We start from the raw sequence: 15,353 nt of genomic DNA on the forward strand, positions 1-15,353 counted from the left end.
TTAGCCCCGGGTCTGCAGGCGCATTTCACGCTCGGCTTCGGTCAGGGAAGCCAGGAAGGCGTCGCGTTCGAAGACGCGGGTCATGTAGCCTTTCAGCTCTTTGGAACCGGCACCGCTCAATTCGATGCCCAGCTGCGGCAGACGCCACAACAGCGGCGCCAGGTAGCAATCCACCAGGCTGAACTCTTCGCTCATGAAATACGGCGCCTGACCGAAGATAGGCGCGATCGCCAGCAGCTCTTCGCGCAGTTGGCGGCGGGCGGATTCCGCTTCCTGGCCGCTGCTCTTCTCGATCTTGTCCATCAGCGAGTACCAGTTCTTCTCGATGCGCAGCATCATCAGACGGCTCTCACCACGGGCAACCGGGTAAACCGGCATCAGCGGCGGGTGCGGGAAACGCTCATCCAGATATTCCATGATGATGCGGGATTCATACAGGGTCAGTTCGCGATCGACCAGCGTAGGCACCGTCTGGTAAGGGTTGAGGTCAATCAGATCTTGCGGCAGGTTATCCATTTCGACCTGCTCGATCTCGACGCTGACACCTTTCTCCGCCAGTACGATACGTACTTGATGGCTAAAAATGTCGGTCGGGCCAGAGAACAGCGTCATTACCGAACGTTTGTTGGCAGCGACAGCCATGAAAACCTCCAAGTTATCTAGAAAATACTGCGAATAGCCAACTGACAGGCTGCTATCCTGAATAATCTTGCCGCAGGCCGGCAGCACGCAGCGCGACCCGAGCCCATAAAAAACCGGCCCAGGAGGTCAACTGCACGGCGAACAGGCGCAAAAGTGGATGATAGTTTACCAGATTCTGCTTGTTTTGTGGGGGCGGTGCGGCGAATTCATGTTGAATTGTCTGATATGCCACAGATTTTAGTCGGGGACGGCGGATTTCAGGCGTAAAAAAACCCGGTGAAGCACCGGGTTTTTTGCGTAAATCGCACTACCGAAGCAGCGAAAATTAACGCTTGGAGAACTGCGGACGACGACGTGCTTTACGCAGACCGACTTTCTTACGTTCAACCTGACGAGCGTCACGGGTGACGAAGCCAGCTTTACGCAGTTCAGAACGCAGAGTCTCATCGTATTCCATCAGTGCACGGGTGATACCGTGACGGATAGCGCCAGCTTGACCGGAGATACCACCACCTTTAACGGTGATGTACAGGTCCAGTTTGCCAACCATGTCGACCAGTTCCAGCGGCTGACGAACTACCATGCGGGCAGTTTCGCGACCGAAGTACTGTTCCAGGCTGCGCTGGTTGATAACGATGTTACCGTTGCCCGGCTTGATGAAGACGCGAGCGGCGGAGCTTTTGCGGCGACCAGTGCCGTAGTATTGATTTTCAGCCATTGCCATTAATCCCGATTAAATGTCCAGAACTTGCGGTTGCTGTGCCGCGTGATTGTGCTCGGTGCCCGCGTAAACTTTCAGTTTACGGAACATAGCACGACCCAGCGGGCCCTTTGGCAGCATGCCTTTAACCGCGATTTCAATCACGCGCTCAGGACGGCGGGCAATCATCTCTTCAAAGGTCGCTTGCTTGATACCACCGATGTGGCCGGTGTGGTGGTAGTACACTTTGTCTGTACGCTTGTTGCCGGTTACAGCAACTTTGTCAGCGTTCAGAACGATGATGTAATCACCGGTATCCACGTGCGGGGTGTATTCCGCTTTATGCTTGCCGCGCAGGCGACGAGCCAGTTCAGTAGCGAGACGGCCTAAAGTTTTACCATCTGCATCAACAACGTACCAGTCGCGTTTTACGGTTTCTGGTTTAGCTGTAAAAGTTTTCATTAGAAAGCTTACCCAATAATTAGTTACACGTTGGTGAACACCCAAACGCTCGAAAACAGTTGAGGCTCACACGACCATACAAGTCCAGCAAACCTACCCCTTCGAATAGCCATTGCCGGCACTATAAAGTTTTTGGGAAAAAAAACTTTGTTGTAACGTGGGGTCGCAAGATTATAGAGAAGTCGCTCACAAAGATCGAACGGTTTTTGAATGGAAAATAAATTTATCGCCGGCGGCGGACAACCGGCGATAGGCCCGGCGGGCTCAGGGCAGATGCGGCAGCTTGAGGTACTCTTCGCTCTGCATTTCCTGCAGGCGCGACAGGCAGCGCTGGAATTCAAATTTCAGCTGCACCCCCTGATAGATCTCGAACATCGACGCTTCGGCGCCGATCACCAGCTTAATGTGACGCTCGTAGAATTCATCCACCAACGCCAGGAAACGGCGCGCGGTATTCTCTTTCAGCGGCCCCATCACCCGCACATTATACAGGATCACGCTGTGATACAGCCGCGACAGCGCGATGTAGTCCAGCTGGCTGCGAGCCTCTTCGCACAGCGTGTGGAAATCCACCGCCAGCACGCCGTCCACCGAACGGATCGCCTGCAGCGGCCGATGGTTGATCTGCAGCACCGGCGCGTCCTCCCCCGCCTTGCCCGCCAGCTTGACGAACATCCGATCCAGCGCCTCGCGCGTCTGGTCGTTCAGCGGTGTCAGGTAGAGGTGCGCCTGGGTCAGGGTGCGCAGACGATAGTCGATGCCGGCGTCGACGTTCATTACGTCGCAGTACTCGTTGATCAGATCGATGGCCGGCAGGAAACGCGCCCGCTGCAGGCCGTTGCGGTACAGATCGTCCGGCGGGATGTTCGACGTGGCCACCAGCGTGATGCCCCGGGCGAACAGCGCCTGCAGCAGCGTGGCCAGCAGCATGGCGTCGGTGATGTCGGACACGAAGAACTCGTCGAAGCACAATACGTCGGTCTCGGCCTTGAAGCCGTCGGCGACGATGTCCAGCGGGTTTTCCCGCCCCTGCAACTCGGTCAGCTCTTCATGCACCCGCAGCATGAAGCGGTGGAAGTGCAGGCGCATTTTGCGAGCGCCCGGCAGGCTGTGGAAGAACATATCCATCAACCAGGTTTTGCCGCGCCCGACGCCGCCCCACATATACAGCCCCTGCACCGGGCGCTGCGGCGCCGTGTCGCCGCCCTTGCCCAGCAAGCGGCTGAGCTTGCCGCGCAGCCCGCCGGCAGGCGCGTTCGCCGCCGGCTTTTGCCGCAGAGCCTGATAAATGCGATCCAGTTGAGTGACGGCCCGGCGTTGAACCTCATCGGCCTGATATTCCCCCGCATCCAGCGCCTGCTGGTAGCGAGATAACGGTGATAGTGCCTGCATCTGTTCGATGTTCCCTAAGAACGCTTAGAAATTATTTAGCCAACGTTGGCGGCAAGTTGATGCCGATTCGCACCGTTATCGCCACAAATGCCCGCTGCGGGCGCCGCTGAAAACCCTGTAAAAATTAGGTGGAAGCGCATCAGGATTCCACTCGGACAAGGTTAACGGTTATAGTGGATATTATTAAGTGAAAAATCCCTGCGGAACAACGAAGTCAAAATAGGAGTCATCATGACCTGGGAGTATGCGCTGATTGGTTTGGTCGTCGGTATCGTGATTGGTGCGGTGGCGATGCGTTTTGGCAACCGTAAATTGCGTCAACAACAAGTCTTGCAGAATGAGCTGGACAAGAGCAAAACCGAGCTGGAAGAGTACCGTCAGGAGCTGGTCGGCCACTTCGCCCGCAGCGCCGAGCTGCTGGATAACATGGCGCGCGATTATCGCCAGCTGTATCAGCACATGGCGAAAAGCTCCAACAACCTGCTGCCGGATCTGCCGATGCAGGAGAACCCGTTCCGCTATCGCCTGACCGAAGCGGAAGCGGACAACGATCAGGCGCCGGTGGAAATGCCGCGCGACTATTCGGAAGGGGCCTCCGGCCTGCTGCGCGGTCAAAGCGCACGCCGCGACTGATATTCCTTCTTCGCCCGCGGGGCCTCCCGCGGGTTTAATCCCGTTTGTGCCATATTGACCTTCCTTCGCATTACCTTTACTGAACTTTGCACGCAAATTCACGGTCTTACCCTTCACTATGACAAGGCGATTGCCTTATCATCAAATTTTCATCGGCAGGTATTGAGAGAGTTATCATCAATGAAGAAAAAGTCGTTAATTCTTAGTGCATTGGCAATGAGCCTCGGTCTGGCGCTCAGCGCCGCACCGGCGGCCAACGCGGCCCTGCCCGTCGCCGTGCAGGGGCAGCCGCTGCCAAGCCTGGCGCCGATGCTGGAAAAAGTCTTGCCCGCCGTCGTGAGCGTGCATGTCGCCGGCACCCAGGTGCAGCGTCAACAGTTGCCGGAAGAGTTCAGACGCTTCTTCGGCCCCAACTTCCCCGGTCAACAACAGAGTTCCCGCCCGTTTGAAGGGTTGGGCTCCGGCGTGATCATCGACGCCGCCAAGGGCTACGTGCTGACCAACAACCACGTCATCAACAACGCCGATAAAATCCGCGTGCAGTTGAACGACGGTCGCGAGCTGGACGCCAAGCTGGTCGGGCGCGATGAACAGTCCGACATCGCCCTGCTGCAGCTCAGCGATACCAAAAACCTGACCGCCATCAAGATGGCCGATTCCGACCAGCTGCGCGTCGGCGACTTCGCCGTGGCGGTCGGCAACCCGTTCGGCCTGGGCCAAACCGCCACCTCCGGCATCATCTCGGCGCTGGGCCGCACCGGCCTGAATCTGGAAGGGCTGGAAAACTTCATTCAGACCGACGCCTCCATCAACCGCGGCAACTCCGGTGGCGCGCTGGTTAACCTGAACGGCGAACTGATCGGCATCAATACCGCCATTCTGGCGCCGAGCGGCGGCAACGTCGGCATCGGCTTCGCCATTCCGAGCAATATGGCGCAGAACCTGAGCCAGCAGCTGATCGAATTCGGCGAAGTGAAACGCGGCCTGCTTGGCATCAAGGGCAGTGAAATGACCCCGGACATGGCCAAAGCCTTCAACACCGACGCGCAGCGCGGCGCCTTCGTCAGCGAAGTGTTGCCGAAATCCGCCGCCGCCAAGGCCGGCATCAAAGCCGGGGATATTCTGGTTTCCGTCGACGGCAAACCGGTGAACAGCTTTGCCGAACTGCGCGCCAAGGTCGGCACCACCGCACCGGGCAAAACGCTCAAGGTAGGCCTGCTGCGCGACGGTAAACCGCAGGAAGTCTCGGTCACGCTGGACAACAGCGAGAGCGCCTCGACCAACGCCGAAACGCTGTCGCCGGCGCTGCAGGGAGTATCCCTCAGCAACGGCGCGCTGCCGAGCGGCGACAAGGGCGTGAAGGTGGAGAACGTGGATAAAGGCTCGACGGCGGCGCAAATCGGCCTGCAAAAAGGCGACGTGATCATCGGCGTCAACCGCCAGCGCGTGGACAGTATCACCGCGCTGCGCAAGGTGCTGGAAGCCAAGCCACCGGTGATGGCGCTCAATATCGTGCGCGGTAACGAAACCATTTATCTGCTGCTGCGTTAATTTGTGCAAAAACCGGGCTCGGTGACATACTGCGCCCGGTTAACTCATGCTATCCTCCGAACATCGTTCACCACACCACGAAAACTCCATGTTTGCTAAGCTCTTGCGTTCTGTCGTTATCGGTCTCATCGTTGCCGGCCTGCTGTTGGCCGCCCTGCCCATGCTGCGCTCTTCCAACGGCCTGTTTGCAGAGAAAACCGAGAATACCAGCGACGAAACGCCGGTGAGCTACAACAAGGCGGTGCGCCGCGCCGCCCCTGCCGTGGTGAACATCTACAACCGTAACCTGAACGGCGCCGCCAACGTGCTGTCGCTCGGTTCCGGCGTGATCATGAACGAACGCGGCTATATCATCACCAACCGCCACGTGATCAAAGACGCTCAGCAGATCACCGTGGTGTTGCAGGATGGCCGCCGCTATGAAGCGCTGCTGGTCGGCTCCGACGGCCTGACCGACCTGGCGGTGCTGAAGATCGATCCCGGCAACCTGCCGGTGATCCCGACCAATAAAAATCGCGTTGCCCACGTCGGCGACGTGGTGCTGGCGATCGGCAACCCCTATAACCTGGGGCAAACCGTGACTCAGGGTATCCTCAGCGCTACCGGGCGCATCAGTATGAGCACCACTGGCCGGCAGACGTTCCTGCAGACCGACGCCTCAATCAACCGCGGCAACTCCGGCGGAGCGCTGGTCAACTCGCTGGGTGAGCTGATCGGTATCAACACCCTGACCTATGACAAAATCACCGACGGCGAAACGCCGGAAGGACTGGGCTTTGCGATCCCGATCGAACTGGCTACCAAGATCATGGACAAGCTGATCCGCGACGGACGCGTTATCCGCGGCTATTTCGGCATTCAGGGCAAGGAGATCATTCCGCTGCGCCCCTCCAATTCCGGCATCGATCGCCTGCAGGGCATCATCGTGACCGAAATTACGCCGAACGGCCCGGCGAGCAACGCCGGTTTCCAGATCAACGACATCATCATCAACGTGGATAACAAACCGGCGGTATCCGTGCTGGAAACCATGGACCAGGTGGCGGAGATCAGGCCGGGCACCGAGATACCGGTTATCGTGCTGCGCGACGGCAAACGCATTACGTTGAAAATGACGGTGGGTGAATTCCCGGAAGACAGCAATTAAAAAAGGGCCGGCATTGATAGCCGGCCCTTTGCTATTCATCCTACCGACGCAGCCGCGCCGGCGCTAATGACTTACTCGCCTTTCACGCGCTCGATGTTCGCACCCAGCGCGCGCAGCTTGTCTTCAATACGCTCATAGCCGCGATCGATGTGATAGATGCGATCGACAACGGTCACACCGTCGGCGATGCAGCCGGCGATCACCAGGCTGGCGGAAGCGCGCAGATCGGTCGCCATCACCTGAGCGCCGGACAGCTGTTCAACGCCATGGCAGATCACGGTGTTGCTCTCGATCTCCGCGTGTGCGCCCATGCGGATCAGTTCCGGCACGTGCATGAAGCGGTTTTCGAAGATGGTCTCGGTGATGACGCCAGTGCCTTCCGCCACCAGGTTCAGCAGGCTGAACTGAGCCTGCATGTCGGTCGGGAAGCCCGGGTGCGGCGCGGTGCGCACGGTGACCGCTTTCGGGCGCTTGCCGTGCATGTCCAGGCTGATCCAGTCTTCGCCCACTTCGATATCGGCACCGGCTTCGCGCAGCTTGGCCAGCACCGCATCCAGCGTGTCCGGACGGGTGTTGCGGCACATCACTTTGCCGCCGGAAACCGCGGCGGCGATCAGGAAGGTGCCGGTCTCGATGCGGTCAGGCAGCACGCGGTACACGCCGCCGCCCAGACGCTCGACGCCCTCGATGGTGATCTTGTCGCTGCCTGCGCCGCTGATCTTCGCGCCCAGCGTGTTGAGGAAGTTGGCGGTATCGACAATTTCCGGCTCACGCGCGGCGTTTTCGATAACGGTGGTGCCGGTCGCCAGGGTCGCGGCGCTCATGATGGTCACGGTCGCGCCCACGCTCACCTTGTCCATGACGATGTGCGCGCCCTTCAGGCGGCCCTCGACGGACGCCTTGACGTAGCCTTCTTCCAGCTTGATCTCAGCGCCCAACTGCTCCAGGCCGGTGATGTGCAGATCGACCGGACGCGCGCCAATCGCGCAGCCGCCCGGCAGGGAAACCTGACCGCGGCCGAAACGCGCCACCAGCGGCCCCAGCGCCCAAATGGAAGCGCGCATGGTTTTCACCAGATCGTAAGGGGCGCAAAACTCGTTCACGCCGCTGGCGTCCACGAAGACCGAACCGTTGCGCTCAATCTTGGTACCCAACTGGTTGAGTAGTTTAATGGTGGTGTCGATGTCCTTCAGCTTAGGGACATTCTGCAGCTCGACCGGCTCTTCCGCCAACAGGGCGGCGAACAGGATCGGCAGGGCGGCGTTTTTGGCCCCGGAAATAGACACTTCACCGCTCAGGCGGGTCCGACCCTGCACACGAAATTTATCCATCTGACTACTCTCTGTTATCTAATCTGAAGCTGCCCGCCCGGCAGGGCAAACAGCCTTAAAATCCGTTGAGTTTGCGGTCTCGCTGCCACTCTTCAGGGGTGTACGCCTTAATAGACAAGGCATGAATGCGGTTGTCCGCAATGTATTCCATCAGCGGTGCGTAAACCGTCTGCTGTTTTTTGACGCGGCTCATGCCGGCGAACAGTTCACCGACCACGATCGCCTGAAAATGGCTACCGTCGCCCGTCACATGTACTTCATCCAGTGCCAATGCCTGCATCAGCACGTCTTTAATCTCGTTGGTTTCCATAGTATCCAGTTCTGCCGCTAAAGGATCATAAACAGCCTAGTATCTTAGTGGAATACGATGTTTTCTTAAACTAAAGAAAAAGCCCCTGCATAACAGGGGCTTTGTATCGTTTTACCACGCAAGAGCGGCCTAAAACGCCGCTAACCGGCGGTATCGACAGGCATTATCGCCTGCAGGTTGTAGAGCGCGATCAGCGTTTTCAGGCGCTCGGTAGCGCCGAAAATTTTCAGCGCTACGCCGCGTTGGCGCTGCTCTTCCTGCAGATGCAGCAACAGCGCCAGCCCGGCGGAGTCCACGCGCTGCAGTTGCGCCACGTCGATCGCGGTTTTATCCGCCATCAGCGCGGCGCGCTGCCGCCACAGCGGCTGCAGCGTTTCCCGGTCCAGTTCACCGCGCAGGATCAGCGTCTGCCGCTCTGATTCGAAGCTGAGCGCTGCCGACATCAGTTTTTCTTGTCCAGCGTGATAGGCTGCGCGGCGGCGGCCTGCAGCTGCTTGGTCAGGCCGTCGATGCCCTGAGTACGCAGCGTAGACGCCCACTCATTTTGCTTGGTGGTGATCATGCTGACGCCTTCGGCGATCATGTCATACGCCTGCCAGTAGCCGGTTTTGCTGTTCTTGCGCCATTGGAAATCCAGACGCACCGGCGGGCGGCCGCCGTTGTCGATGATGGTGACGCGAATAGCCACGATGTCGGCATTGCCCAGCGGCTGTTCAGGCGCGATCTGGTAAGTCTGGCCGTGATACATCGCCAGCGCCTGGCCGTAAGCCTGCTCCAGGTAAGCCTGGAAGGCGGTGAAGTAAGCTTCGCGCTGCGCAGGCGTTGCCTCTTTGTAGTAACGCCCCAGCACCAGCGCGCCGGCGTATTTCACCTGCACGAACGGCATCAGTTCCTGATGCACGATGGCACGCAGGTAGTTCGGGTCCTGCTTGATCTTCGGCTGTTCGTTCTTCAAACGGCTGAAAGTCTTCTGCGCCGCTTCTTGCATCATGCTGTAGGGATTGGTTTGGTCGGCTGCGCTCGCCAGCGGTGCAACCACCAGCAGAGCCACCATCAGTAAACGTTTAAACATGCAGGTATCCTCTCTTAATGATTTGGAACAGCGGGTTGCGGTGCGGCGCCGGCAGCCGGCTCAGCGGCCGCGTCTCCCGATTTGGCGCTGTCCTGACCGCCGCTTTTATACAGGAACTGGCCGATCAGGTCTTCCAGAACCATGGCTGATTTGGTGTCCTGAATGGTGCCGCCATCTTTCAGGATGGTGGTGCCCATATCAGGATCTTCAAAGCCCACGTTAAGCGCCAGATATTGCTCGCCCAGCAGGCCGGAGGTGCGGATCGCCAGCGAACTGGTATCCGGGATTTGGTCGTACTTTTTCTGGATATCCAGCGCCACGCGCGGCGTGTAGGTTTTCGAATCGAGTTCGATGTCCGCCACGCGGCCGATCACCACGCCGCCAATTTTCACCGGCGAACGCGGTTTCAGGCCGCCGATGTTGTCGAACGTCGCGTAAATGCGGTAGGTCGGCTCGCTGCCGATCGATTTAAGGTTCGCCACCTGCAGGCAGATAAACACGATGGCGCACAGCGCGATCAGCATAAATGCCCCAACCCAGATTTCACTCTTCTTCGTTTGCATCGAATCAATTCCCAAACATCAGTGCGGTCAGCACGAAATCCAATCCCAACACCGCCAGTGACGAATGCACCACGGTACGCGTCGTCGCCCGGCTAATCCCTTCAGAGGTAGGCACTGCGTCGTACCCATTGAAAATGGCAATCCAGGTTACGGTAATGGCGAATACCACGCTTTTGATCAGGCAGTTGAGCAGATCTTTTTTCCACTCCACGGCGCCCTGCATCGCCGACCAGAAGAAGCCGCTGTCGATGCCCTTCCAATCCACGCCGACCACCGAACCGCCCCAAATGCCGATCGCCACGAAGATGATGGTCAGCAGCGGCATGCTGATAAGCCCGGCCCAGAAGCGCGGCGCCACGATGCGCCGCAGCGGATCGACCGCCATCATTTCCAGGCTGGAGATCTGCTCCGTCGCCTTCATCAGGCCGATTTCCGCCGTGAGCGCGGAACCGGCGCGGCCGGCAAACAGCAGCGCCGTGACCACCGGCCCCAGCTCGCGCAGCAGCGACAGCGCCACCATCATGCCAAGGCTGGCCTCGGCGCTGTAGGTGGTGAGCACGATATAGCCCTGCAGGCCCAGCACCATGCCGATAAACAGCCCGGAGACCATGATGATCAGCAGCGACTGCACGCCGACGCTGTAGAGCTGTTTCAACAATAGCGGCCACTGCTTGCCGGGTTCCGGCCGGCCAATCAACGCGTTGAACAGCATCAACCCGGCGCGGCCAAAGCTGGCGCTGGTGTTGATGCCACTGCGCCCCAACGACGCTAACGCTCTTAATAACATGAGCTTATTTACTCCCTAAGCCTAGCAGTTCGGTCTGATAATCCCCGGCCGGATAGCGGAACGGCACCGGCCCATCCGCTATACCATCCAGGAACTGGCGCACGCGCGCATCAGGATTGTTCTGCAATTGCTGTGTGGTGCCTTCGGCGATCACCCGGTTGTCGGCCACGATGTAGGCGTAGTCGGCGATGCTCAGCACCTCCGGCACGTCGTGCGACACCACGATGCAGGTAATGCCCAGCGCATGGTTCAGCTCGTCGATCAGCTTGACCAGCACCCCCATGGTGATCGGATCCTGGCCAACGAAGGGTTCGTCGAACATGATCATTTCCGGGTCCAGCGCGATCGCGCGCGCCAACGCCGCCCGGCGCGCCATGCCGCCGGAAAGCTCATTGGGCATCAGTTGGGCCGCGCCGCGCAGCCCCACCGCTTCCAGCTTCATCAGCACCGTGCTGTGCAACAAAGGCTCCGGCAGGTTGCTGTGCTCGCGCAGCGGGTAGGCCACGTTTTCGAATACGGTCAAATCGGTAAACAGCGCGCCCGACTGGAACAGCATGCTCATCTTTTTGCGCGCGTCGTATAACTGACGCCGGGACAACGCGGGAATGTTGTCGCCGTCGAACCAAATCTCCCCGCTGTCCGGCGCCAGCTGGCCGCCGATCAGGCGCAGCAGCGTGGTTTTGCCGATGCCTGATGGCCCCATGATCGCCGTGACCTTACCGCGGGGCACCGTCAGGTTGATGTCTTCAAATATCCGTCGGTCGCCGCGCGAGAAGCTCATGTCGCGTACTTCGACCAAATTATCTGCCTTTTGGAGCATGTTAATGGACCCTTTACGACTCATCTTTTGCTGAATCTACCCGTGATGTTAAAGCAATGGGCGCAATCCGTCTCATCTTTACAAAAACTTACTGCCATTTCGCAACCAATGGTGCCATTGGTTTTACTTTTCCGCGCCACCCGGTCAAAATTGGCGCCATAACGAAAAAAAACGAAACTGTTCAACTATTAGCCGGGGAAAACCGTTGCTGCGGCTCAAACGCGCGCAACGGAGGGCAAGCAATACCGCCGCATTGACGGCTTTAACCAACGAACCGGGATAATACCCGACAAAGGACCCTGCATGTTTCTCGCGATAGCATTATTAATCGTTGGTTTATTTCTACTGGTGTACGGTGCAGACCGCTTAGTTTATGGTGCTGCCGTGATTTCCCGCTCGCTCGGCGTACCGCCGCTGATCATCGGCATGACCATCGTCGGCATCGGCACCTCGCTGCCGGAGCTGATCGTGTCTACCACCGCCGCGCTGAACGGGCAGATAGATATGGCCGTTGGCAACGTATTAGGTTCCAACATCACCAACATTTTATTGATTCTGGGCGTGGCGGCGCTGATTCACCCGCTGGCCGCGCGCTCTGAGATACTGCGGCGCGAACTGCCGCTGATGTTAGCGGTCACAGTATTATGCGGTTTCGTGTTGATGGACGGCACCCTGAGCAGGCTGGACGGCGTGCTGCTGCTGGCCGCCGCCGCCGGCTTCATCCTGCTGATGCTGAAAATCGCCCGGCTGGCGCAGCGCGAGGGCAGCGACAGCCTGACCATGGAGCAGATCGCCGAGCTGCCGCAGGACAGCAGCAATACCGTGGCGGTGCTGTGGCTGGTGCTGGCGTTTATCATTCTGCCGCTCTCTTCCAGAATGGTGGTCGATAACGCGACGGTGATCGCGCACTATTTCGGTCTGAGCGAACTGGTGGTCGGTTTGACCATTATCGCCATCGGCACCAGCCTGCCCGAACTGGCCACCTCCATCGCCGGGGCGCTCAAGGGCGAGGATGATATGGCGATTGGCAATATCATCGGCTCCAATATTTTCAACACGGTGATCGTGCTGGGCGTACCCGCCCTGCTGTCGCCGGGCAGCGTTGACACCGCCGCCTTCCATCGCGATTACTGGGTGATGCTGGCGGCCAGCGTGCTGCTGAGCGTGCTGTGCATCGGCCGCAAACATCGCATCGGCCACCTGGCGGGCGCGCTGTTATTATGCGGCTTTATTGCGTATCTTGCGGTGCTGTTCTTTAACCCTTTCAGTACTTTCGGCTAAACCGACGGGAATGAGTATGTCGAACATTGAGTTGCAACCGGGCTTCGATTTTCAACAGGCCGGCAAAGAAGTGCTTCAGATAGAGCGTGAAGGGCTGGCTCAGCTCGACAGCTACATCAACGCAGACTTCACCCGCGCCTGCGAAACCATCGCCGCCTGCGGCGGCAAAGTGGTGGTGATGGGCATGGGCAAATCCGGCCACATCGGCTGCAAGATCGCCGCGACCTTCGCCAGCACCGGCACGCCCTCATTCTTCGTTCATCCGGCGGAGGCCAGCCATGGCGATTTGGGCATGGTCACCCCGCAGGACATCGTGCTCGCCATCTCCAACTCCGGCGAGTCCAGCGAGATCCTGGCGCTGATCCCGGTGTTGAAACGCCAACAGATCACCCTCATCTGTATGACTAACAATCCGGAAAGCTCGATGGGTAAAGCGGCGGATATCCACTTGTGCATCAAGGTGCCGCAGGAAGCCTGCCCGCTGGGGCTGGCACCGACCACCAGCACCACCGCCACGCTGGTGATGGGCGATGCGCTGGCCGTCGCGCTGCTGAAAGCGCGCGGTTTCACGCCGGAAGATTTCGCGCTGTCGCATCCGGGCGGCGCACTCGGCCGCAAACTGCTGCTGCGGGTTAGCGATATCATGCACAGCGGCGATGAAATTCCCCACGTCAGCGCCGACGCCTCGTTGCGCGACGCGTTGCTGGAAATCACCCGCAAAAATCTGGGCCTGACGGTGATCTGCGACGATCTGATGAAAATCGCCGGCATCTTTACCGATGGCGACCTGCGCCGGGTGTTCGACATGGGCATCAACCTGCACGAGGCGAAGATTGCCGATGTCATGACGCCGGGCGGCGTGCGGGTGCGCCCCAACCTCCTGGCGGTCGATGCATTGAACCTGATGCAACAACGCCACATCACCGCGCTGCTGGTTGCCGATGGCGACCAGTTGCTGGGTGTGGTACATATGCATGACATGCTGCGCGCCGGCGTCGTTTAATTAAGGAATAGAACGGAATGGGTATGGTAGAAACCTGCTACGGGCCGGTAGAACAAGAGGTTATGGCGCGTGCCGGGAACATCCGCCTGTTGATTTGCGACGTTGACGGCGTGCTGTCGGACGGCCTGATCTTCATGGGCAACAACGGTGAAGAACTGAAGGCGTTCAACGTGCGCGACGGCTACGGCATCCGCTGCTTGAAAACCTCAGACATCGAGGTGGCGATCATCACCGGGCGCTCCGCCAGGCTGCTGGAGGACCGCGCGCAGACGCTCGGCATCACCCATCTGTATCAGGGGCAGTCCGATAAGCTTTTGGCCTTCCGCGAACTGTTGGATAAACTGTCGTTAACGGCGGATCAGGTCGCCTATATCGGCGATGACCTGATCGACTGGCCGGTGATGGCGCAGGTCGGCCTGGCGGTCGCGGTGGCGGACGCCCATCCGCTGCTGACGCCGCGCGCCCACTACATCACCCGCATTGCCGGCGGCCGCGGCGCGGTACGCGAACTGTGCGACATCATTCTTTTGGCTCAAAATAAGCTGGAGGACGCCAAAGGGCTGTCGATATGAGTAAAACCAAACTGTGGATCACCATCCTGTTGACGGTGATCGTTCTGGCGCTGATCGGCTGGAACATGACGGACTTCAGCGACGACACGGCCCCTGGCCCGGTCAACGATCAGGATCCGACCTACCAGAGCCAGCACACGGTCACCGTGGTGTACAACCCGGCCGGTAAACTGAATTATAAGCTGGTGGCGGAAGACGCGAAGTATTACACCGCCGGCGAGCTGAGCTGGTTCACCCAGCCGGTGATGACGCTGTTCGATGAGAATGCGGTGGCCACCTGGTCAGTTCGCGCCGATCGCGCCAAACTGACTAAAGACCGAATGCTGTATCTGTATGGTCACGTCGAGGTGAACAGCCTGACCACCACCTCGCAGCTGGAAAAAATTAAGACGGACAACGCTCAGGTAAACCTGGTCACCCAGGACGTCACCTCCGATGACGAAGTCACGCTTTACGGGACCAATTTTACCTCTAACGGCATGAAAATGCGTGGGAACCTGCGGACCAAAACCGCTGAGCTGATTGATAAGGTTAAGACCAACTATGAAATTCAGAACCAAAAACCAACTCCGTAACCTGTTGCTCGGCAGCTTAGTTTTGGCCGCCAGCGCCCCCGCTCTGGCGCTGAAATCCGACTCCAGCCAGCCGGTCAGCATCGACTCGCTCAAGCAGTCGTTGGACATGCAAAGCAACGTCAGCACCTTCACCGACAACGTGGTGATCAAACAGGGCACCATCGATATTCGCGCAGACAAGGTGGTAGTCACCCGCCCGGGCGGAGATCAGAATAAGACCTATATTGAAGCGTTCGGCAACCCGGTAACCTTCTACCAGATGCAGGACAGCGGCAAGCCGGTCAAAGGCCACGCGCAGAAAGTGCGTTACGACGTGGCGACCCAGCTGGTGACCCTGACGGGCAACGCCTATCTGGAGCAGCTCGACAGCAACGTGAAAGGCGATCGCATCACCTATCTGGTGCAACAGCAGCAAATGCAGGCGTTTAGCGATAAAGGCAAACGCGTGACAACGGTTCTGGTACCGTCGCAGTTGCAAGACAAAAACGAGCAAAAAAAGAGTAACTAATCAC

19 protein-coding genes are annotated in these 15,353 nt (G+C 58.8%); 8 read left to right on the forward strand and 11 right to left on the reverse strand.

What is annotated here, in order from left to right:
- From sspA to zapE, 4 genes are all read right to left on the reverse strand, one after another.
- Positions 1 to 642, reverse strand: coding sequence for a stringent starvation protein SspA (sspA, locus tag AC2CGQ_RS15515; protein WP_004937082.1), 642 nt, complete (start codon positions 640 to 642; stop codon positions 1 to 3).
- 325 nt (positions 643 to 967) lie between these two features.
- Complete coding sequence (gene rpsI / locus AC2CGQ_RS15520; RefSeq protein ID WP_004937080.1) at positions 968 to 1,360, reverse strand: 30S ribosomal protein S9; 393 nt, start codon at positions 1,358 to 1,360, stop codon at positions 968 to 970.
- A gap of 15 nt (positions 1,361 to 1,375) precedes the next feature.
- A complete protein-coding gene (gene rplM, locus AC2CGQ_RS15525) occupies positions 1,376 to 1,804 on the reverse strand; it encodes a 50S ribosomal protein L13 (protein WP_004937079.1) in 429 nt (142 codons plus the stop codon).
- Positions 1,805 to 2,068: 264 nt separating this feature from the next.
- Positions 2,069 to 3,196, reverse strand: coding sequence for a cell division protein ZapE (gene zapE / locus AC2CGQ_RS15530; RefSeq protein ID WP_166445423.1), 1,128 nt, complete (start codon positions 3,194 to 3,196; stop codon positions 2,069 to 2,071).
- A 231-nt stretch (positions 3,197 to 3,427) separates the two neighbouring features.
- Between zapE and zapG the strand changes: the two genes are divergently transcribed.
- The 3 genes from zapG (at position 3,428) to degS (ending at position 6,527) form a co-directional block, all read left to right on the forward strand.
- Complete coding sequence (zapG, locus tag AC2CGQ_RS15535; RefSeq protein ID WP_004937074.1) at positions 3,428 to 3,829, forward strand: Z-ring associated protein ZapG; 402 nt, start codon at positions 3,428 to 3,430, stop codon at positions 3,827 to 3,829.
- A 180-nt stretch (positions 3,830 to 4,009) separates the two neighbouring features.
- Positions 4,010 to 5,380 (forward strand): serine endoprotease DegQ, encoded by a 1,371-nt coding sequence (gene degQ, locus AC2CGQ_RS15540; RefSeq protein ID WP_004937072.1) that lies wholly within the window; start codon positions 4,010 to 4,012, stop codon positions 5,378 to 5,380.
- 88 nt (positions 5,381 to 5,468) lie between these two features.
- Positions 5,469 to 6,527, forward strand: coding sequence for an outer membrane-stress sensor serine endopeptidase DegS (gene degS, locus AC2CGQ_RS15545; protein ID WP_004937070.1), 1,059 nt, complete (start codon positions 5,469 to 5,471; stop codon positions 6,525 to 6,527).
- A 71-nt stretch (positions 6,528 to 6,598) separates the two neighbouring features.
- Here the strand turns inward: degS and murA are convergent, their stop codons facing one another.
- From murA to mlaF, 7 genes are all read right to left on the reverse strand, one after another.
- Entirely contained in the window at positions 6,599 to 7,858 is a 1,260-nt protein-coding gene (gene murA / locus AC2CGQ_RS15550) for a UDP-N-acetylglucosamine 1-carboxyvinyltransferase (RefSeq protein WP_004937068.1), read from the reverse strand.
- A gap of 55 nt (positions 7,859 to 7,913) precedes the next feature.
- The gene (ibaG, locus tag AC2CGQ_RS15555) at positions 7,914 to 8,168 is read right to left on the reverse strand and encodes a BolA family iron metabolism protein IbaG (RefSeq protein WP_004937066.1); all 255 of its coding nucleotides are present in this window, start codon (positions 8,166 to 8,168) and stop codon (positions 7,914 to 7,916) included.
- Between the two features lie 140 nt (positions 8,169 to 8,308).
- Positions 8,309 to 8,611, reverse strand: coding sequence for a lipid asymmetry maintenance protein MlaB (gene mlaB / locus AC2CGQ_RS15560; protein ID WP_004937064.1), 303 nt, complete (start codon positions 8,609 to 8,611; stop codon positions 8,309 to 8,311).
- A complete protein-coding gene (gene mlaC / locus AC2CGQ_RS15565; RefSeq protein ID WP_004937063.1) occupies positions 8,611 to 9,240 on the reverse strand; it encodes a phospholipid-binding protein MlaC in 630 nt (209 codons plus the stop codon). The genes mlaB and mlaC overlap by 1 nt, the downstream gene beginning before the upstream one ends.
- A 14-nt stretch (positions 9,241 to 9,254) precedes the next feature.
- Positions 9,255 to 9,803 (reverse strand): outer membrane lipid asymmetry maintenance protein MlaD, encoded by a 549-nt coding sequence (gene mlaD, locus AC2CGQ_RS15570; RefSeq protein WP_004937061.1) that lies wholly within the window; start codon positions 9,801 to 9,803, stop codon positions 9,255 to 9,257.
- Positions 9,804 to 9,807: 4 nt separating this feature from the next.
- Positions 9,808 to 10,590, reverse strand: a complete 783-nt coding sequence (gene mlaE / locus AC2CGQ_RS15575) for a lipid asymmetry maintenance ABC transporter permease subunit MlaE (protein WP_004937059.1) — start codon at positions 10,588 to 10,590, stop codon at positions 9,808 to 9,810.
- Between the two features lie 4 nt (positions 10,591 to 10,594).
- Entirely contained in the window at positions 10,595 to 11,410 is an 816-nt protein-coding gene (mlaF, locus tag AC2CGQ_RS15580; protein WP_015379174.1) for a phospholipid ABC transporter ATP-binding protein MlaF, read from the reverse strand.
- 303 nt (positions 11,411 to 11,713) lie between these two features.
- On the opposite strand from mlaF, the gene AC2CGQ_RS15585 reads away from it, so the two are divergent.
- The 5 genes from AC2CGQ_RS15585 to lptA are packed head-to-tail and all read left to right on the forward strand — an operon-like array spanning position 11,714 to position 15,349.
- Positions 11,714 to 12,691: a calcium/sodium antiporter gene (locus tag AC2CGQ_RS15585; protein WP_015379175.1), complete on the forward strand. Its 978-nt coding sequence runs from the start codon at positions 11,714 to 11,716 to the stop codon at positions 12,689 to 12,691.
- A 16-nt stretch (positions 12,692 to 12,707) separates the two neighbouring features.
- A complete protein-coding gene (kdsD, locus tag AC2CGQ_RS15590) occupies positions 12,708 to 13,694 on the forward strand; it encodes an arabinose-5-phosphate isomerase KdsD (protein WP_033632015.1) in 987 nt (328 codons plus the stop codon).
- A 17-nt stretch (positions 13,695 to 13,711) separates the two neighbouring features.
- Complete coding sequence (gene kdsC, locus AC2CGQ_RS15595; RefSeq protein ID WP_015379176.1) at positions 13,712 to 14,266, forward strand: 3-deoxy-manno-octulosonate-8-phosphatase KdsC; 555 nt, start codon at positions 13,712 to 13,714, stop codon at positions 14,264 to 14,266.
- Positions 14,263 to 14,841, forward strand: a complete 579-nt coding sequence (gene lptC / locus AC2CGQ_RS15600) for an LPS export ABC transporter periplasmic protein LptC (RefSeq protein ID WP_004937047.1) — start codon at positions 14,263 to 14,265, stop codon at positions 14,839 to 14,841. The genes kdsC and lptC overlap by 4 nt, the downstream gene beginning before the upstream one ends.
- Positions 14,810 to 15,349, forward strand: a complete 540-nt coding sequence (lptA, locus tag AC2CGQ_RS15605) for a lipopolysaccharide ABC transporter substrate-binding protein LptA (protein WP_004937045.1) — start codon at positions 14,810 to 14,812, stop codon at positions 15,347 to 15,349. Before lptC ends, lptA begins: the two co-directional genes overlap by 32 nt.
- The last annotated feature ends 4 nt before the right edge of the window (positions 15,350 to 15,353 follow it).

It is taken from the genome of Serratia sp. DFXYC6 (assembly GCF_057196085.1).